We start from the raw sequence: 18,285 nt of genomic DNA, 5'->3' as shown, positions 1-18,285 counted from the left end.
GCGGTGACCAATGGGCGCCAATCTTGTCGGACGAGCAATCGCCTATGCGGTTGACGTTCCTCTGAGGGAGAACGAGTACCGGCTACTCGTCGGTGTCTGTCACACGGCGCTGGACGACGGCCAGCCGCCCCGCTACTTCGACTCGCGCGAGGCGATGGCACTCGCTCTCGGCAGACGCATTCCCGATGCGGTCACGGGTGTTCCTGACCCGCCAGAGAGGGTCGCCGGGCTCAAGGCGGTGAAGGTGGCAATGAAAGGCCTCACGGACCTCCAAGCGCTCCGCAGGACCAAAACCGGCGGTCATGGTCGGAGAGCTGAATTCGAGGTGATCCTCGACGTCGCAAGGACGCAGCAGACCGATGCGTTCAAGGCCCGCGATCGTCGACCAACAATGACGGCTGCCGAGGCTCGCAGGCGACGCGCTGGAGGTACTGCCGCAGTACCCGTGGAAGTACTGCCGCAGTCCCTATTGGGGGACTTCCGCAGTACCGATGGGGTACTGCCGCAGTCCCCCTCAGGAACCAGAGGAATACAGGAACAACAGCAGGAAGAACAAGTCGCCTGACGCATGCACCTCACCAGGGAATGCACTTGCATTGCAACTGCCCTGTGGATAACCCATCAGAAACCCGACTCGGTTACGCACACGGAAGGACTCAAGATGCCCGCTCCCAAGCCCTCGAACTTCCAGGCACTCGCCGACGCCTGGGACAACCCCGACACCTTCGCCGCCGAGTTGTTGAAGTACTACTCCGACCTCGAGGCTTCGGGACACCGCATCCCCGCAGACGACATCACGACCGCTTGCCGTACGCCAGGTGCAGCAGCTTGAAGACGACTGAGGTGTCCGATCCAGATCTGTTCGCTCGGCTCCTCGAAGACCTCGAAGAGCGGTCGGCGCCAACACGGATCACGCCTGAGGCTCGAGACGCGTACGCGAAGCTCACCGCGGCAATGGAGCACCACCGGCCGCCATGCGCCGACGACGACAGGTTCACCGCGGGCCAGGTACTCCAAATCGAGTACTTGGCCCGCGCGTGCGCCGAATGCCCAATCAGGACCGAGTGCGGCACCTACGCCCAGCTCGCTCAACCCACCGCCGGCTTCTGGGCCGGTGTCGACTACACCGAAGGAACCTCATGACCGCTGACACCCCCACCCCTGAGGACGCTGCCCGCACGGCGCTCGCACAGGCTCTCCAGGGCCGCACCGCATCCACCCGCGACATCCTCGCCCTCGACGTCTCCCAGTTCGTCGTGGGCGACGCCGTACACGCGTCGAAGGTCGCGGCCTGGGTAGAAGAGAACTCGAAGCCCAAGCCGACCGGAGACGCCCCGAGGCGGTTCCAGACACAGCCCGAATCCGGCCGCGACGCCGGCACCGAAGAAGCCGAACGCCGCTTCGGCAACCACTGACGAGAGGCCCACCTATGACCACCACACTCCGCGACCGCGTTTTCGACACGATCCCTGGTTACCACGACGCGAAAGCGATCATCGCTCACACGAACAGCGCATCGCCGATCACGATCCCCGATGCCAGAGAAGCGCGCGGCGCGATCTTCAATCAAGTTCGCGTCGCGCTCCTCTCCGGAGAGCCCGTCCCCGACTCGTTCGGCGAAGCCCTCGCCGAGCTCGATCGCGCCGAACGCTCGCGCAGCATGATGACTGCGCTCGTCGCTGAGGTTGTCCGAGCAGCCGAGCAGAGCATCGAGAACGCGCTCCCCATCGACATCGACACCACCTACCATTTGCTCGACCACGAGCTGCAGGCGCTCGTGAGCAACGTGAAGAACGTCGTTCCGGACCTGGAAGGGGCTACGACCGCCAGCGAGGCTGTCGCGAACGGCGGCGGCGCCGTCGAGGCGTGGCGCGAGGTGCAGCGCCTCGCCGAGGCCTACGACGAGATCCGCAGCGTTCAGCACGAGATCCTGCCGCGCACCGAGGGCTACTACTGGGATCGGCTCCTCACGGTCGGCCTGTATCGCGACGCCCTCGCCGTGCACCCGTACTTCCCGGAGCGCTCCCAGGTCAACTGGGGCCCCCACGGACGCCCGCAGCTGTCGAGCGAGAACTCATGGTGGCCTGGTGACGTCGACCGTCCTGCCGCTCTCCTCCGGATCGTCACCCACACGACCCCGTGGGTACCGACGCCTTCGGTCCTCGAAGGCGTCTGGTCCCGCGCCATCGCGGCATCTGCCCGCATCGGTGAGACGGACGATCCCCGCGTCACTGCCGAGCGTGAGCGTCGTCTCGCCGAACACGACAACTACCTCGCCCGGCTATGACCGAGGAGTTCATGCCGGTCGATGAACCCGGTGCGGCACTGCGCATCACCGGGACCGACATGGCAAGGCGACTACTCAACGCACGCGCTGGCCGCGTCGGCCGCGACTACGACCCGGGGTGGCCCGGCGATGGCCGGAACCCGCCCAGGGACAGGTTCCGGGACGGGTTCCGGAACATCTGGGATTACTGACCCACCGATAGGAGACACACGATGCTCACCAACCCTGAGATCGCTTCGATGCTCGAGAAGTACCGGATCGAGACGATGCCGGACAACCAGAAGATCGCAACCCTCCACGTCCTCGCACTCGCGAACATCGCCGAGGAACTCCGCCTCGCCCGCGAGGATCACTGACCGGGTGCCGTCTGCGTCACACAGACGGCACCGCCCGACCGCTGGCCCCGTGTACGAGCATGCACGGGGCCAGCTCTAAGACACAACGCGAAGCCACCGAAGCACCAGATCATCCTGTCGACCCCGACAACATGATCACGACCCAGGGCCTCCCCCTCCCCTGGCACCCCTCTCCGTCCGCCGGGGAGATGCTGTTGAATCCGTCCTCCGCATATGCCCTTGATCCGTTTTTTCCAGCCCTAGGCGCTCGTCTGACGCCCGAACAGGAGCCCCACCATGACAGACAAGCCCCGAGACGGCAGACGGCCGCGTACAGGATTAGCCGTTACACCCCGGCTCGATCCACGCGCCACCCTCGACGCCGCACTCCCCGAAGATGCGGAGTGGGATGAGCGCGAAATCATCCTCATGGCGATCCTCGAGCGGCAGGCCAAGCACATCGAGAGTCTTGAGAAGGCGGTCGAAGAACACGGGACCATGGTCATCGGGTCGACCGGGCAGTTGCGCGTCTCCCCGGCTCTGGTCGAGCTGCGGCAATGGTACTCGGCGATGACCAGGACCACCGAAGGCGTCCGGCTTCCCGGCGAGGATAAGACCGTCGCCGTGCGTCAGCAGCGCGCCGCGAACAAGCGGTGGGGGAACCTCCCCCAGGACGGGGAGGTAGGGGCGTCTGCTCCTGTCGAGCTCAGCACTTGGACGCCTCGAACGGACGTGAAGTGATGGCCCGCCGCAAGAGCACCGTCTCGGCGCCGACCGGGATCTCACCCGCATACCAGCACCTCCACGAGCGCGCCCTGGCCGCGATCGCGGAGTACGACGACCCGCGCCGAATGGAACAACACCGTGTACTCGTCGCCGAGGGAATCGCCCGCCCCCTCGACGACCTCCTCCGCTTCCACCGTGAGCGTGCCGAGGCGTGCGAGCGGGAGGAGCCGATCACCGTCAGCCGGTTCGAGCTCTCCCGATGGTTCAAGGACCTCCCCGAAGGAGTGTGGTCCTTCACACTCCATGCCGACGGCACAGGCAACGCCCACCCTCGTCCCGAGGGTGCCACCCATCCGCACATTCGTTGAAACCCGCCACCGGCGGGGACTGAAAGGAGCCAATCATGGCTGACATTGTTCCGATCACCAACATCCGCGGCCCCGCGGCGCGCATCACCGAAGTTACATCGACGACCGTGGCGTCCACGGAGCCGGCCGATGTCGTCATGATAGGCCCAGATCAGAACCGCAAGTTCGCGTTCAAGATCCCGCAGGGACCGCGGGGCATCCCGGGCGTGAACGGTGTCGAGAACGACGAAGCGGTGGCAGCGTACATCGACGCGCCCGATTCGGAGACGTCGGCGGCGCTACTCGGTGCGTACAGCGATCAGGATCGAATGGGAATCGTCCTTCCCTCAGGGAGCTCCATGGGGGCAATCACGCTCAGCGCCCTGCAGGAAGCCTGCGACACGGCGAAGACTGTGGGGCGACGGGTCTGGGCATCTGGGACGCTCACCACGGACCAGACGCTGGTCATTCAATCCGACGCCGACTTGCGGGGACTGACGATCAACTACACCGGAACAGGAGTTGCCGTTCGCCTTGGCTCCGAATCCGAGTACACGCGGCGTCTGCACGTCGTGCTCCCGCACGTCATTGCAGCCAATAAGAGCGGGACAGGGTGGGAGGGTGTCGTGGGCACAACTGGTGTCTACGCCGTGAACCTCGACTCGTGCTCTGAAATCGAGGTTCCTCTTGTTCGCGGCTTCGCGATCGGCATGCTCGTGTACGGGGCCTCGCGAGGATGTGCCTACAACACATTCAGCATCGGGCACCTCGACAACAACCAGATCAACCTGCAACTCTCCGCGAACGCCTCCGGATGGAGTAACCAGAACACCTTCGTCGGTGGGCGCTACTCGCATAACTCCGCCGAAGGCGCACAGGTCGCCGGCGCTCGCCACATCGAGATGGTGGCTGGGCTCCCGAACGTCATCAACAACAACACCTGGTTGAACCCGTCGCTCGAAGGGCTCACGCCCGAATACCACGTCGCCTTCGCAGGTACTGTGAACGTCTTCATGAATGCCAGGTGGGAGGCGTCACCGCCCCGCGTCCTCTGGCAGAACGGCACCACACGATGCCTCATCCTCTGGGGGTATCAGTCTCAGTCGATCAATGAGACATTCGGTACCGGCGCCTCACAAAACGTGATCATCGCGTCGTCTGTGAAGTGGACCTCAAGCGGCTCCGACCCGATCGTCACGCTAGAGCACAGCGGATCCTCGACCGCGTCGCTCCTCACGATGATGGATCCAGGTGCACGGGCAGCCGGCGCAAGCACAGAGACCGCGTACCGCGCCCGCGCGTCCGCCACCGATTGGCGATTCAAGCGCGCCGCCGACGAATACCCCCGTCTGATCATCAACGGGCAAGACGGCAGGGTCCTCTTCGGAAACGGCACCGCAGACCCCACTCGCTACCTGGGCGGGGTCGGGACGACCTCCGTCGCTCTCGGCAATGCCAATCTCACGTTCGCCACCGACAACGACCGCGACATCGGCGCCCTCGGTGCATCCCGCCCCCGGTACGTGCGCGCGGGAACCGCCATCCAAACGGGCGCGATCGCGACCGCCGATCTCCCGACACCAGCTGCCGCGGGGAAAGGGGCGGTCGTGTACGACGACACTCGCGGCAAGCTGATCCTCTCTACCGGATCGGCATGGCGCAACGTCGATGGAACCGCACTCTAAACCACCGAAGAAGGAAGCGAAGAGACATGCAAGACGAACCCCTCACCTGGGACAACGTCCCCGGACTCAGCGATGACGAACGTCGCATCGGTCGATCCCTCATCGAGGTCCCCGACCTTCGAATGATCACCATCGAAGGCGTTTCAGCCGACGGCGTCTTCCTTCCCCCGATCGTCAACGGCGTCGTGATCCGCTGACCTCGCAGCCTCAAGGACCCCTCGTCCTCTTCGGAGGGCGAGGGGATCGAACATTTCTCGTCTCTCTGGAGCGAGTGCGCAATGCTCAGGGTTGCGCACGCCTCGCCCTATGATCGGGAGTCATGTGGTCAAAGATCGTCTTCTGGCTGCGGCTAGGAGCAGCGGTCTTCGCTGGCGTCGCAGCGATACTTGGCGTCTACAACCACTACGCGCCCGCCAAGCAGAAATTGCCAGAGGAGTTCGAGCCGATAACGTGGGGCATCGCTCTCGGGATCGTGATGTTCGACAACGTGGGCACTCTGATCAGTCGCAAGGTGCACGCGGTCCGCTCTGGCCGCAGGACGCGGATCGAAAAAGCGCTCATGAGTATGATCATCAACCTGGCAAAGACCCACACGCTTCCCTTCGATGAGATCGGCGCGAGCGTGTACGTCCCGTACTGGCGCGACGTCGTGATGCGACGCCCTCTCGCGAAGGTGCGGCTCAAGAGGATCATCCGGTTCCGCCCCGCCGGATACCCTCTCCAATCGGGCGTCAACTGGCGCGCTGGCAAGGGAATGGTCGGCTACTCGTGGGAGAGCCGATCCTCCCGATACCTGAACACACACGCCATCGCGAAGGCGCACGGTCACCAAGAACTGACCGCGGCGCAGTTCGCTCGACTCTCCAAAGACACACGATGCGGCTTCACCGTCGCCGAGTTCAACGCGATAGCTGGGAAGTACTCCGAGGTCCGCGCTGAGCCGCTCTGGCACGGCCGGAAGGAACGAACGCTCGTCGGTGTTCTATCCATTGACAGGGCCTACATAGACGAGGACGATAGGTTCTCACCCAAACTCGACAAGAAGCAGACTCGCGAGGTCGCTGCAGCTGCGGCGTCCATGGTTAGCGATATCTTGAAGCCAAGAGTTGAAGAAGCCTAGGAGGGGATCATGGACAAGAACGGACTGACCCCGAGCCAGGAAGAGTACTTCCGTACTCTCGAGCTGCTCGATTCGGATGGCCAACTGCGGGACAACATCGCAGACGCGAAGGAGAGCCTTCGTCGCGACAATGTGGTTCGTGGATTCGTGCGGGTGAAAGGCTTCCGGCCGAACGGACAGTGAGACCAATCGTCTCATCCGCTCATGCCGGTTCGTCGAGCACGACCGCGTTACCCCACACCCAACACCGATAGGTCTGGTCGCCGGCGCGGAACTCTATCCCGGCAGCGAGCGGCGTCGACCGCACAAGCTTCGCGTCGACTCGCACGGCCTTGGGGCCGAACCTCACCCATGCGCGGACACGCTTCGGTCGTGGGTAGATCGTCATGGGCTGCTCGCGCACGTCCATCTCACGCTCCGTGAGCGATTGCAGTGGACCGTGCGTCGCGGCGGCGAGGATCTCGCGCGCCTGCGACTGCATGTCCCGGTACGCGGAGAGCGTCGCCCCAGGGTTCCCCATAGCCGGTGATTTCCTTCCTCCGGCCGAGAGGATTGATTCTACGTCGCGACCACCGACGTGATGAGCGGTGCCGGTCTGGTTCAGAAATGAACGTGGTTCGGTGTCTCGTCGTCCCCGTTGTTGCGCGAGTTCAGCGCTGAGAGTTCCTGGGCGATCGACAAGAGCGCCGTCACTTTCGCCACTTCGATCCGCTGGTCGACGGTGAGATGGTCAACCTCGGTGATATACCCAGCGCTCTTGCCCTGAGCTGCGCCGATCGCGTTAGTGAGGGTGTCCCATGCGTGTGCGTAGTCATTGATCATGACCATGACGTTATCGGTCGGCGGGCGAGGATACGGCATCGGATTTCCGACAGATAGGTGTGTTCCAGGGAGTAGGTTCTCGGGCATGGCTGCACGTCGCGCGCGCGGAACTGGGACCATCTTCCGAGATCAGCGGGGATACTGGACCGTGGTGCTCCCGATGCCGTCAAGAGAGGGCAAAAGAAGGCGGAGCACCAAACGCTTCAAGGATCGTGGAGCAGCGCTACAGCACCTTCGTCACTTCGAATTTTCCCGGAGCGGCACGGATCTTCCGAGAGCAGCGGAGTACCCGTCTGGGGTCGGAACAACGACCGTCGGGGAGTGGTTCGAGTACTGGTTGGCGGAGTGCGTCTACCCCCAGTTGCGACCGCGAACAGCAGACGGGTACCGCAGTGCCGTGAAGAACCACATCGTTCCCGGCCTCGGTGCGGCGACCCCCCTCGTGTCGGTGCGCGCCGCAGATGTTCGTCGGATGCAGCACGCCGTGCAAGATGGACACTCTCCCACGACAGTCCGTAACATCCACACCATCGCTGCGCGAGCATTCGACGTGGCTGTCCGGGAGGAGGAGATACCCCGGAACCCAGTTCGGCTCATCGAACAGCCGAGGCCGGCACGCCCTGCCCTCGATGTTCCTACTATGGCCGAGGTACGCCGCCTTCTCGACGCGTTCAAAACGAGACCCGACGGCCTCAAGTGGATGACCTACGTCCTCACCGGCGCACGTCGCGGTGAAGTCGTCGGCCTCGAGGTCGACCGCGTCGGCACGCACATCGACATCAGCTGGCAGCTGCAGACGCTTCGCCGCGGCGAGACTGGCCGACCGATCGCGCCTCCCGACTTCGACTACCGACACCTCTACGGAGGCTTCTTCCTCACCCGGCCAAAGTCGAGAGCCGGATGGAGGACGGTACCGCTGATCAGCCCGCTGCGCGAGCTGATGGAGCGTCACCTCGAGACGATGGAACCGAACCCGTGGGGTTTGGTCTTCACCCGCAAGGGCAGACCAATCGACCCAAACATGGAGACGCGTCTGTGGCCGGCAGTTCAGCGAGAGATCCTCGGGGAGGATCGGCATGTTCGCCTGCACGACCTCCGCCACGCAGCCGTCGACCTGCTCTACGCTGCCGACATCCCAGAAGAACTCATCGTCGAACTCGTCGGACACTCCACGCGCGCCATGACTCGCTCGTACAAGAGCCCAGCTCACCTCGACCGTCTGACTCGCGCAATGTCAGGTGTCGAAGGCCTCATATCTTGATCACGCAACTGGACTCGGAAACGGCGAAGGCATGACCTCACCCTACGGCGAGCGCCACGGAGTTCGCCACGCGTCGCGGCAACAAGGTGGCAACACTTCGAGAGATCGAGACGCATCCGTAAGACGTCGCGAGAACGAAAATGGCCCAAAGAATCACGAAATCGAGCGTCAACCGTATGACGACGCGGTACGAATTCGGGTTCGAATCCCGCCGTCACCGCCACAAACGCAAGAAGGGTCTCCGCGCCAGCGGGGGCCCTTCTTGCGTTTCTCTCCAGTACGGGGATTCGGGGAGGAGCGAGCGCCGGGATACGCCCCCGGCTCACTCAGCCGTCGAAGCGCACGCCGTAGATCTGCCCACCGGGCGCCGCGGGCAGTCGCGTCATCCCGAGCCGCTCGTAGAACGCGGCCGCTCCGGCGTTGTTCGGGTCGATCCCCAGGTGCAGTCCGCGCACTCCGCGCCGGGTCAGCTCGGCGAACAGGGTCTCCATGAGACCGCGCCCCAGCCCCTGACCCTGCGTCTCGGGGAGCAGATCGATGTGCAGATGGGCGGGGTACTCCGCGGCGTTCGGCTCGATGCCGGGGGCTCGCTCGTACCCGTACTCGACCATCCGCTCCTCCCGGGTCGCGGGCTCCGCAGACCGGGGGTATCGCTCCTGTAGCCCGGGCCACCACTCGTCGCGGAACCAGGTGTAGAAAGCGTCGGTGTCGTCCGTCGCCACGATGTACCCGATGGTTCGCTCGTCGTCACTCTCGACCACCCAGGCGAGGTCGGGATGCCGCTCGGCATAGGGAACGGCGAACAGGTCGCCCCACAGCGAGTCGTCGGAGAGGACGCCGGTCGCATCTCCCCCCGCGTCGGCGGTCTGCACGCAGATCTCGTACAGCGCGGCACGATCGGTGGGGAGGTAGGGACGGATGCGCGACACGAAGGCTCCTCTGACTGAACGGTCCGGCTCAGCCTATCGGCGCGTCGACCTCGGACTTCTTCTGCTGCACCCAGGGCAGCAGCCACGCCGCCAGCACGAGCACCACGCCGGCGCCGACGAGCGCACCGCCCAGCGTGTCGGTGGCCCAGTGCACCGACAGGAAGGTGCGCGAGAGCGCCATCGCCAGCACCCACAGCACACCGAGGATCGCGGTCCAGACCCGCGGGAACAGCACCCAGACCACGAGCGCGATCGTCGCCGCGTTCGCGGTGTGGCCCGACGGGAACGAGCCGTAGTCACTCACCACCAGCATGTCCTCCGGCCGCGCTCTTCCGAAGAGCTGCTTGAGCAGCTGCACCGCACCGGCGCTCGCGGCGAAGCACACGGCCGCGAACACCGCACTGCGCCACCGGCGCGCGAGCACGAGGGCGAGGATCACCAGCAGCGGCACCCCGAGGATCGCCACCCACCCGCCGCCGATCCAGTCCATGACCAGCGCGAACTGCAGCAGCCAGTCGCCCCGGATGCCGGCGACGGTCTCATTCCACCAGTGGTCGAAGCCGGGTGTCTCCGGGTAGACGAAAACCACCAGGGCACCGAGCACCGTCGCGAGCGCGAGGAGGCCCACTCCCCACCACAGCAGCATCCGCCTGTCCATCGTCCCATTCTGCGGGACGAGGCCCTGCCGATCAGGGATTGAGCATCCCGACGGTCCGCGGACGCACGACGAACCAGAGCGAGAGGATGCCGATGGCGGCGCAGACCACCATGACCGAGGCCATCGTGGTCGCGGTGATCCCGGCGTCGTGGGAGAGCCAGCCCGCGACCGGTGAGATGAGCCCGGCGACACCGAAGTTGGTCGCGCCGATGATGGAGGCCGCGGTGCCGGCCGCCTTCCCGTGACGATCCAACGCCAGCACCTGCACGTTGGGGAACGTGAAGCCGCACGCGGTCATGAACACGAAAAGCGGGATGACCGTGCCCCAGAGCCCGAGCCCGAGCTGGTCGGTGACGATGATCGCAATTCCGGCGAGCAGCAGCACGGCGGTGGAGTAGGCCATGACCCACTGCGGTCCGAACCGGGCGGCGAGACGAGAGGCGGTCTGCACGCCGGCGACGACGCCGAGCGAGTTCACGGCGAACAGCAGGCCGTACTGCTGCGCATCGAGTCCGTGCGTCACCTGGAACAGGAACGGCGATGCCGAGAGGTAGGAGAACAGCCCCGAGAAGGCCATGCCGCCGATCACCAGCACACCGAGGAACACCCGATCCGAGAGCACCGAGCGATAACGCTGCAGCATCGTCGCGCCCCCGCGGTCCTGCCGACGAGCGATGGGCAAGGTCTCCGGGATGAACAGGATCGCCGAGGCCAGCATCACGATGCCGTAGGCGGCGAGGACGACGAAGATCCCGCGCCAGGGCATGAGGGTCAGCAGCCAGGAGCCGATGAGCGGCGCGATGACCGGGGCAACACCCGATACCAGCGCGAGACGCGAGAGCATGACGACCAGGCGGCGGCCGCCGAACAGGTCGCGCACGATGGCCATGGCCACGACGCCACCGGCCGCGGCTCCTACGCCCATGAGCACGCGCGCGGCGCTCAGCAGACCGAGGTCAGGGGCGAACGCCGCTCCGACGCTGGCCAGAACATGCAGGGCGGTGACCGCGATCAGCGGCACGCGGCGGCCGACCTTGTCGCTGAGCGGACCGACCACGAGCTGCCCGAGGGCGAAGCCGATCATCGTGCCGGTGAGGGTCAGCTGGATCGCCGCGGCCGTGGTCTGGAAGTCCTCTTCCAGCACCGGGAAGGCCGGGAGGTAGAGGTCGATCGTGAACGGCCCGAGCGCCGTGAGCGCGCCGAGGAGGATGATGTACAGCGTCCGGCGGCCGAGGGAGATCGCGTCCCCCGGGTGCAGCATGATGGGCGCTGTCGCCGGGTTGGCACCGAGGGTGCGGATGGCGCCGGTGGCGGTGGAGGTGCGGATGCTGCCGGTGGCGGTGCGCTCCGGTTCTGCGGCCGGAGCGGTCTCCGATGCATCGGGTCGCGAGGTGGGGATGGAGTCAGTGCGGGGAGCGTCGGACACGACGTCCTTCCAGAGTTCGGGGTGCGTGGTCGAATCGATTCGCCAGGGGAAAGAACCCATGCTACCGCCGACCCGACCCGTCCCCACCCCCGCGATGGCTCCGGGCGGGAGCTCAGCCCGCGATGCGCCCCAGACCCTGCTCGAGGTCGGCGAGCAGGTCACCGATGTCCTCGATACCGACCGACAGCCGCACGACGTTCTCCGGAACGGCGAGCTCGGTGCCGCGCACCGACGCGTGCGTCATGTCCGGCGGGTATCCGATGAGGGATTCGACTCCGCCCAGCGACTCCGCCAGCTGGAACAGCGAGGTGCTCTCGGCGAATGCCCGTGCGGCATCGGCACCCGCGGCGAGTCCGAGCGACAGCATCCCGCCGAAGGCGCTCATCTGCGAGGCGGCGATGGCGTGACCCGGGTGTGCCGCGAGTCCGGGGTAGTACACCTGCGCGAATTCGGGGCGCGCCGCCGCCCACTCCGCGATCGCCTGCGCGTTCTCGGAGTGCTGCCGCATCCGCAGCGCCAGCGTCTTGATGCCCCGCGTGGTGAGCCAGGCGTCCAGGGGCGCGGATACCGCACCGACCGCGAACTGCTGGAACTTCACCTGATCGAAGAAGCGGTCGTCGCCGAACACGACGGCACCCCCGAGCACGTCCGAGTGGCCGCCGAGGTACTTCGTCGTGGAGTGCACCACGAGGTCGGCGCCGAGCGCGAGCGGCTGCTGCAGCGCGGGCGAGGCGAATGTGTTGTCCACGACCACGATCGCACCGGACTCGTGCGCGACCTCGGCGATCAGGGCGATGTCGACGATCTTCAGCAGCGGGTTGCTCGGCGTCTCGAGCCACACGATCTTCGTCTCGGGGCGGATCGCGGCACGCAGCACATCCACATCCGAGAGCTCGACCGTCGTCGTGTCGATTCCCCACGGCGAGAGCACCTTGGTGAGCAGTCGGTACGTGCCGCCGTACACGTCGTTGCCGAGCAGCACGTGATCGCCCGGCTTCAGGATGCCGCGCAGCAGCGCATCCTCCGCAGCAAGACCCGAGGCGAAGGAGAGTGCGCTCGCGCCGCCTTCGAGCGCGGCCAGCTGCGTCTCGAGCGACGACCGTGTGGGGTTGCCGGCACGGTTGTATTCGTAGCCCTCGCGGAAACCGCCGATGCCGTCCTGCACGTGTGTGGAGGACTGGTAGATCGGCGGGATGATCGCCCCCGTCGTCGGGTCGGGAGCTTGTCCTGCATGGATGGCGCGAGTGGCGAAGGCGTGGTCGGACATGCCCTCAGCCTACGACCGCCCCCACAGCGGAGGCCCTCCCGTTACGCCCGGGGTCAGGCGACGGGAAGAGAGCAACCGCGAACGTCAATCGCGGCTCGCGGCCGTCACGGCTGCGCGCGCGGCTTCTTGTTCCGAAGGTTGCTGATGCCGACACCGAGCGCGAGAAGGCTGACCAGTCCGAGGCCGACGCCGAGTCCGTTCCAGAAGGAGCTGTCCACCCACCTCGTCACGATGAACACGAGCAGGAACAGCGAGCCGATGAACAGGTACCAGTCGATCTTCACAAGGACGACACTACCCGCGGTGCACCACGAGCGTTGCCGCGGCGGGGAGAGTGGTCGACGCCTCAGCGGGAGAGGTACCCGAGCAGATCCTGTCGCGTCAGCACCGTGTGCGGCTTGCCGTCTTCCGTGACCAGCAGGGCATCGGCGTCGGCGAGCGCCGTCTTCGCCTGGGCGACGGAGGCATGGATGCCGATCAGCGGGACCCGCTCCCCCACGTGCGCTCCGACCGCGTCGGTCGCGCTCGCCTCGCCGCGGAACAGCAGGTCGAGCAGCCCCTTCTCGTCGACCGTGCCGACGACCTCGCCCATCATGACGGGCGGTTCGGCGCTGAGCACGACCAGCTGCGACACGTCGTACTGCGTCATCATCCCGATGGCCTCGAGCACCGTGTCGGTCGGATGCGCGTGCACGAGGTCGGGGATGCCCTCGCCCTGGCGCGATGGCCGCGCGGCGAGCACGTCGGCGACGGTCTCCCCCTCTTCCACGTCGCTGAACCCGTAGGAGCGCATCCATCCGTCATTGAAGATCTTCCCGAGATAGCCGCGACCGCCGTCCGGCAGGAGGACGACCATCACGGCATCTGCGGGCAGTTCGCGCGCGACGCGCAGGGCGCCGACGACGGCCATGCCGCTCGATCCGCCGACGAGGATGCCCTCCTCGCGGGCGAGCCGCCTCGTCATGGCGAACGAGTCCGCGTCGCCCACCGCCACGATCTCGTGCGGGACCGTCGGGTCGTAGGCGCCCGGCCAGATATCCTCCCCGACACCTTCGACGAGGTAGGGACGACCGGTGCCGCCGCTGTAGACGCTGCCCTCGGGATCGACGCCGACGATGCGCACCTGCCCCTCCGACACCTCGCGGAGGTAGCGCCCGGTCCCCGTGATCGTGCCGCCCGTGCCGACACCGGCCACGAAGTGCGTGACCTGCCCCTCGGTGTCGCGCCAGATCTCCGGTCCTGTGGTCTCGTAGTGGCTGCGCGGACCGTTGGGGTTCTCGTACTGGTTCGGCTTGAACGCGCCGGGGATCTCACGGGCGAGTCGGTCGCTGACGCTGTAGTACGACTCCGGGCTTTCCGGCGCGACCGACGTGGGCGTCACCACGACCTCCGCGCCGTAGGCCCGCAGCACGTCGATCTTGTCGTCGCCCACCTTGTCGGGCAGCACGAACACGCACTTGTAGCCGCGCTGCTGAGCGACGAGTGCCAGGCCCACTCCGGTGTTGCCGCTGGTGGGTTCGACGATCGTGCCGCCGGGCTTCAGGTCGCCGGAGGCCTCGGCGGCATCGATGATGCGCGCGGCGATGCGATCCTTCGACGACCCGCCCGGGTTCAGGTACTCGAGCTTCACGAGCACCGTGCACGCGACGCCCTCGGTGACGTGAGTGAGCTTCACGAGGGGCGTGTCGCCGACGAGGTCGACGATCGAATCTGCGTACTTCATGACTTCAGGGTAGACGCGCGGATGCCGCGGGCGGGGCTGTGTTTCGCCCACCCGCGGCATCCGTTCTCACGAAAGGCCCCCTGTGTCTTCCGAAGCGTCAGCCCTTCGTCGACCCCGCCAGCAGGCCGCGCACGAAGTACCGCTGCAGCGCGAAGAACACGATGAGCGGGACGATGATCGAGACGAACGCACCCGCAGTGAGCAGGTACCAGCCCTCACCACGTCCGGTGATCTCGGCGAGCACCTTCGTGATCGGAGAGGCGGCGCCGTCGGCGAACACGAGGGCCACGAGCAGGTCGTTCCAGACCCAGAGGAACTGGAAGATCGCCACCGACGCGATCGCCGGCATCGTGAGCGGGAGCACCACGCGGAAGAAGATCTGTCCGCGCGATGCGCCGTCGACGCGCGCGGCCTCGATGATCTCGCCGGGGATCTCCGACATGAAGTTGTGCAGCAGGTAGATCGCGAGCGGCAGCGCGAACATCGTGTGGGCGATCCACACCTGCGCATAGCCGCCGGCGACGTCGAGGCCCTCCGTCACCTGCACACCGAACAGGTTGATCCCTCGGGAGAACGACGACAGCAGGGGCACCAGAGCCATCTGGATCGGCACGATCTGCAGCGCGAACACGAAGATGAACAGCGCGTTGCGACCCTTGAACTCGATCCAGGAGAACGCATACGCCGCCATCGCCGCGATCATCAGCGGGATGAGCGTCGCCGGGATCGTGATCACGATCGAGTTGAAGAAGGACTCCAGGATCGTCAGCTGCGTGGTGCCGGACTGCAGCACCGCCGCGTAGTTGTCGAGCGTCAGTCGGGGGTCGGTGAACACGGTCCACCAGCCGGTGGTCTCGATCGCTTCCCGGTCGCGGAACGACGAGATGAAGAGGCCGAGCGTCGGAACGGTCCAGATGACGGCGATGATGATCGCGGCGACACTCGCCCAGGGCCGGCTGAGACGCTTGCGGGTGCGACCGGCCGAAGCCTCGAACCGGCCCGCGGTCGTGATGGCCCGCGTGCTGTCGCCGGTGTCTGTCTTCACGGTGTCGGTCATCGGATCTCCCGCTGCTTCTTGATCTGGCGTGCGTTGTAGATGACGATCGGCAGCACCAGGATGAACAGGATGACGGAGAGCGCAGCACTGCGACCCGCCTCGAACTTCGAGAACTGGGTGTACATCTCATTCGCCAGCACCGACGTGCCGTAGTTTCCACCGGTCATCGTGCGGACGATGTCGAACACCTTCAGGGAGGCGATCGAGATCGTGGTCAGCACGACGATGAGCGCCGGACGGATCGACGGGATCGTCACCGACTTGAAACGCTCCCAGGCGTTGGCGCCGTCGAGCTCCGCCGCTTCCAGCAGCTCGGCCGGCACGCCCTTGATGGACGCCGAGAGCACGACCATCGCGAAACCGGTCTGCACCCAGATCAGCACCACGATGAGCGCCAGGTTGTTCCACGGATTGTTCAGCAGGAACTGCTGCGGCTCACCGCCGAACCAGACCAGGATCTGGTTGAGCAGACCGATCTGCTCGAACTCCGGGCCGCGGTAGGCGTACACGAAGCGCCAGATGATGCTGGCACCGACGAACGAGATCGCCATCGGCATGAACACCAGCAGCTTGTAGATCTTCTCCCCACGGGTCCGATCGATGAACACCGCGTACCCGAGGCCGATCATCGTGGAGAGCGTCGGGACGAGCAGCACCCACACGATCGTGTTGATCACCGAGGTCACGCCGTCGGACTGGGTGAAGATCCAGAGGTAGTTGGAGAACCCGACGAAGTCGCTGCCCGTCGAGTTCCAGAACGACGCATAGACGGTCTGGATCGACGGCAGGATGAGGCCGGCGAGGAGCAGCAGCAGCGCCGGGGCCATGAAGGCCACGAGCTGGATCAGGTAGCCCGCGCCGTCGCGGGACCGGTAGTCCAGGAAGAAGAACAGTGCACCGACGGCGACCGCGACTCCCATCGCCCAGTAGTAGGAGTTGAAGAACCACATCACCGCGAGCGGGATGAGCAGGCACATCGCGAGGCGGATGCCGGTGTAGAGAGCACCCTTGCGCGGTGCGATGTCGACGAGCAGCAGGATCACCACCACGACCACCGCGAACGCGATGACCACGGCGAGTGCCTGGAGGATCGGCGGGAGTGTCCCGATCCATTGGAAGAACACAGTCGCGTTCATGGATTCCCCTTCATGAGACGGAGCTGATCAGCGGTCGGCGCGGCGATGCGTGGACCGGGTGTGAGAAGGAGGGCCGCCCCGCGGGGCGGCCCTCCTCATCCGATCAGCTGGAAGGCCAGCCGGTCTCGATCTGAGTCAGCACCTCGTCGGTGGAGGTCCCGTTGACCCAGGCGACGATGCCCTTCCAGAAGGTGCCGGAGCCGACAGCACCGGGCATCTGGTCCGAACCGTCGAAGCGGAACGTCACCGAGTCGTCCTGGAGGAGCTTGATCGACTCCTGCAGGATCGGGTCCTCGACCACGTCGAGGTCGACACCCTTGTTGGCCGACGTCACGCCACCGAGGGCGAGACGGCTGTTGGCCCACTCGGGGCTGGACAGGTACTCGAGCACCTTCTGCGTCGCCTCGGAGTCGCTGAACGCGCCGACGATCTCGCCACCACCGGTGATGAGGGTCTCGTCCGGGTTCGGGCTCGGCGTCAGGAACGCCCAGACATCGCCGTCCTCGGCGAAGTTCGTTCCCTCGGGGTAGAAGCCCGACAGGAACGAGGCCTGGTGGGTCAGCCCGCACTCGCCGCTCGCGACCTTCGCGGCCACGTCACCGAACGCGGTGGAGTTGATCGAACGCACGTCGCCGAAGCCGGCGTTGACGTACTCCGGGTTCAGCAGGATCTCACCGGTGGCGTCGAACGCCTCCTTGATCTGCGGGTCCGTGAAGGGGATCTCGTTCTTGACCCACTGGTCGTAGACGTCAGGACCCGCGTTGCGGAGCACGAGGTCTTCGATCCAGTCGGTGCCCGGCCAGCCGGTCGCGACGCCGGACTCGAAGCCGGCGCACCACGGGGCAGCGCCACTCTTGTCCTTGATGGTCTGCGTCAGCGTGAGCAGCTCGTCCCAGCTGGTCGGCTCCTCGACGCCCCACTCGGCGAACTTGGTGGGCGAGTACCAGACCCAGCCCTTGACGCTCGCCATCAGCGGCGCGCCGTAGAACGTGCCGTCGTAGGTGCCGAAGTCGACCCAGCCCTGCGTCCAGTACTCCTCGGCGTTCTTCTTGACCGCCTCCGGAGCAGGCTTCAGCAGGTCGCGCGACGCGTAGTCCGCGAACAGGCCGGGCTGCGGGAAGATCGCGATGTCGGGCGGGTTGCCGCCCTGCGCGCGCGTGCCGAGCTGCGTCTCGAAGTCCTGGCTGCCCTCGTACTTGATCTCGATGTCGTTCTCCTTCTCGAAATCCGCCCAGGATTCCGCGAGGAGTTCTGCTTCGCCCTCGACGATCGTGCCGTAGATCGTGACGGTGTTGTCTCCGCCGCCACCACCGCCGCCTCCGGAGGTCCCCCCGGGAGCCCCGCATCCGGCGAGCGCGATGCCCGCGACCCCCAGCAGGGCGAGAGGCGCGTAACGCCGTGAACGCTGTGACAGAGCCATGTGAATTCTCCTCTTCGAGTACAGGGTCCCACCTGTTGCGATGCCACCCCTCGGCATCGGTAGGGAACCGATTCCAGGCCAACCTA

At 65.9% G+C, this 18,285-nt stretch carries 24 protein-coding genes; 13 read left to right on the top strand and 11 right to left on the bottom strand.

The annotated features are described in order from the left end of the window. The first annotated feature begins 10 nt into the window (after positions 1-10). The 12 genes from J7E45_RS16100 to J7E45_RS16045 all read left to right on the top strand — a co-directional run bounded on the left by J7E45_RS16100 (position 11) and on the right by J7E45_RS16045 (position 6,683). Complete coding sequence (locus J7E45_RS16100) at positions 11-565, top strand: hypothetical protein (protein ID WP_215070584.1); 555 nt, start codon at positions 11-13, stop codon at positions 563-565. 96 nt (positions 566-661) lie between these two features. Further along, on the top strand, positions 662-832 hold the full coding sequence (locus J7E45_RS16095) for a hypothetical protein (protein ID WP_215070582.1): 171 nt from the start codon (positions 662-664) through the stop codon (positions 830-832). Beyond that, positions 829-1,143 (top strand): WhiB family transcriptional regulator, encoded by a 315-nt coding sequence (locus J7E45_RS16090; RefSeq protein ID WP_215070580.1) that lies wholly within the window; start codon positions 829-831, stop codon positions 1,141-1,143. The genes J7E45_RS16095 and J7E45_RS16090 overlap by 4 nt, the downstream gene beginning before the upstream one ends. Beyond that, complete coding sequence (locus J7E45_RS16085) at positions 1,140-1,415, top strand: hypothetical protein (RefSeq protein WP_215070578.1); 276 nt, start codon at positions 1,140-1,142, stop codon at positions 1,413-1,415. The genes J7E45_RS16090 and J7E45_RS16085 overlap by 4 nt, the downstream gene beginning before the upstream one ends. A 14-nt stretch (positions 1,416-1,429) precedes the next feature. Further along, on the top strand, positions 1,430-2,287 hold the full coding sequence (locus tag J7E45_RS16080; RefSeq protein ID WP_215070576.1) for a hypothetical protein: 858 nt from the start codon (positions 1,430-1,432) through the stop codon (positions 2,285-2,287). Positions 2,288-2,499: 212 nt separating this feature from the next. Beyond that, the gene (locus tag J7E45_RS16075) at positions 2,500-2,643 is read left to right on the top strand and encodes a hypothetical protein (RefSeq protein WP_215070574.1); all 144 of its coding nucleotides are present in this window, start codon (positions 2,500-2,502) and stop codon (positions 2,641-2,643) included. Positions 2,644-2,919: 276 nt separating this feature from the next. After that, the gene (locus J7E45_RS16070; RefSeq protein ID WP_215070572.1) at positions 2,920-3,363 is read left to right on the top strand and encodes a hypothetical protein; all 444 of its coding nucleotides are present in this window, start codon (positions 2,920-2,922) and stop codon (positions 3,361-3,363) included. Beyond that, positions 3,363-3,716, top strand: a complete 354-nt coding sequence (locus J7E45_RS16065; RefSeq protein ID WP_215070569.1) for a hypothetical protein — start codon at positions 3,363-3,365, stop codon at positions 3,714-3,716. The genes J7E45_RS16070 and J7E45_RS16065 overlap by 1 nt, the downstream gene beginning before the upstream one ends. 35 nt (positions 3,717-3,751) lie before the next feature. Then, positions 3,752-5,380, top strand: a complete 1,629-nt coding sequence (locus J7E45_RS16060) for a hypothetical protein (RefSeq protein WP_215070568.1) — start codon at positions 3,752-3,754, stop codon at positions 5,378-5,380. A 26-nt stretch (positions 5,381-5,406) separates the two neighbouring features. Then, positions 5,407-5,577: a hypothetical protein gene (locus tag J7E45_RS16055; protein ID WP_215070567.1), complete on the top strand. Its 171-nt coding sequence runs from the start codon at positions 5,407-5,409 to the stop codon at positions 5,575-5,577. A 122-nt stretch (positions 5,578-5,699) separates the two neighbouring features. Next, positions 5,700-6,500: a hypothetical protein gene (locus J7E45_RS16050; protein ID WP_215070566.1), complete on the top strand. Its 801-nt coding sequence runs from the start codon at positions 5,700-5,702 to the stop codon at positions 6,498-6,500. A gap of 9 nt (positions 6,501-6,509) precedes the next feature. Next, positions 6,510-6,683, top strand: a complete 174-nt coding sequence (locus tag J7E45_RS16045; RefSeq protein WP_215070565.1) for a hypothetical protein — start codon at positions 6,510-6,512, stop codon at positions 6,681-6,683. A gap of 19 nt (positions 6,684-6,702) precedes the next feature. Here the strand turns inward: J7E45_RS16045 and J7E45_RS16040 are convergent, their stop codons facing one another. After that, positions 6,703-7,020: a hypothetical protein gene (locus J7E45_RS16040; RefSeq protein ID WP_251054332.1), complete on the bottom strand. Its 318-nt coding sequence runs from the start codon at positions 7,018-7,020 to the stop codon at positions 6,703-6,705. 80 nt (positions 7,021-7,100) lie between these two features. Further along, complete coding sequence (locus J7E45_RS16035; protein WP_215070564.1) at positions 7,101-7,322, bottom strand: hypothetical protein; 222 nt, start codon at positions 7,320-7,322, stop codon at positions 7,101-7,103. Between J7E45_RS16035 and J7E45_RS16030 the strand changes: the two genes are divergently transcribed. Beyond that, entirely contained in the window at positions 7,321-8,583 is a 1,263-nt protein-coding gene (locus J7E45_RS16030) for a tyrosine-type recombinase/integrase (RefSeq protein WP_308162156.1), read from the top strand. The two genes, J7E45_RS16035 and J7E45_RS16030, sit on opposite strands and share 2 nt — an antisense overlap. Positions 8,584-8,909: 326 nt before the next feature. Here J7E45_RS16030 and J7E45_RS16025 read toward each other — a convergent pair whose 3' ends face one another. The 9 genes from J7E45_RS16025 to J7E45_RS15985 all read right to left on the bottom strand — a co-directional run bounded on the left by J7E45_RS16025 (position 8,910) and on the right by J7E45_RS15985 (position 18,199). Then, positions 8,910-9,512 carry a GNAT family N-acetyltransferase gene (locus tag J7E45_RS16025; protein ID WP_091037725.1) on the bottom strand — a complete coding sequence of 201 codons (603 nt, stop codon included), beginning with the start codon at positions 9,510-9,512 and terminating at the stop codon, positions 8,910-8,912. A gap of 28 nt (positions 9,513-9,540) precedes the next feature. Beyond that, positions 9,541-10,170, bottom strand: a complete 630-nt coding sequence (locus tag J7E45_RS16020) for a phosphatase PAP2 family protein (RefSeq protein ID WP_237682607.1) — start codon at positions 10,168-10,170, stop codon at positions 9,541-9,543. Positions 10,171-10,201: 31 nt separating this feature from the next. After that, positions 10,202-11,596, bottom strand: coding sequence for a multidrug effflux MFS transporter (locus J7E45_RS16015; protein WP_215070561.1), 1,395 nt, complete (start codon positions 11,594-11,596; stop codon positions 10,202-10,204). A gap of 112 nt (positions 11,597-11,708) precedes the next feature. Next, positions 11,709-12,863, bottom strand: a complete 1,155-nt coding sequence (locus J7E45_RS16010; RefSeq protein WP_215070559.1) for a cystathionine gamma-synthase — start codon at positions 12,861-12,863, stop codon at positions 11,709-11,711. Between the two features lie 104 nt (positions 12,864-12,967). After that, entirely contained in the window at positions 12,968-13,147 is a 180-nt protein-coding gene (locus J7E45_RS16005) for a hypothetical protein (RefSeq protein WP_167635426.1), read from the bottom strand. A gap of 62 nt (positions 13,148-13,209) precedes the next feature. Beyond that, complete coding sequence (locus J7E45_RS16000) at positions 13,210-14,586, bottom strand: cystathionine beta-synthase (protein WP_215070557.1); 1,377 nt, start codon at positions 14,584-14,586, stop codon at positions 13,210-13,212. A 97-nt stretch (positions 14,587-14,683) separates the two neighbouring features. Beyond that, the gene (locus J7E45_RS15995) at positions 14,684-15,643 is read right to left on the bottom strand and encodes a carbohydrate ABC transporter permease (RefSeq protein WP_167635425.1); all 960 of its coding nucleotides are present in this window, start codon (positions 15,641-15,643) and stop codon (positions 14,684-14,686) included. Then, positions 15,640-16,779: a carbohydrate ABC transporter permease gene (locus tag J7E45_RS15990; RefSeq protein WP_215070555.1), complete on the bottom strand. Its 1,140-nt coding sequence runs from the start codon at positions 16,777-16,779 to the stop codon at positions 15,640-15,642. Before J7E45_RS15990 ends, J7E45_RS15995 begins: the two co-directional genes overlap by 4 nt. Positions 16,780-16,882: 103 nt before the next feature. Continuing rightward, positions 16,883-18,199: an ABC transporter substrate-binding protein gene (locus J7E45_RS15985; protein ID WP_029261009.1), complete on the bottom strand. Its 1,317-nt coding sequence runs from the start codon at positions 18,197-18,199 to the stop codon at positions 16,883-16,885. Positions 18,200-18,285: the final 86 nt, after the last annotated feature.

Source organism: Microbacterium sp. ISL-59 (assembly GCF_018613945.1).
GTDB classification, from domain to species: Bacteria; Actinomycetota; Actinomycetes; order Actinomycetales; family Microbacteriaceae; genus Microbacterium; species Microbacterium oxydans_B.
Note: the sequence above shows the minus strand (reverse complement) of the source record. Positions and strands in the feature narration are given on the sequence as shown.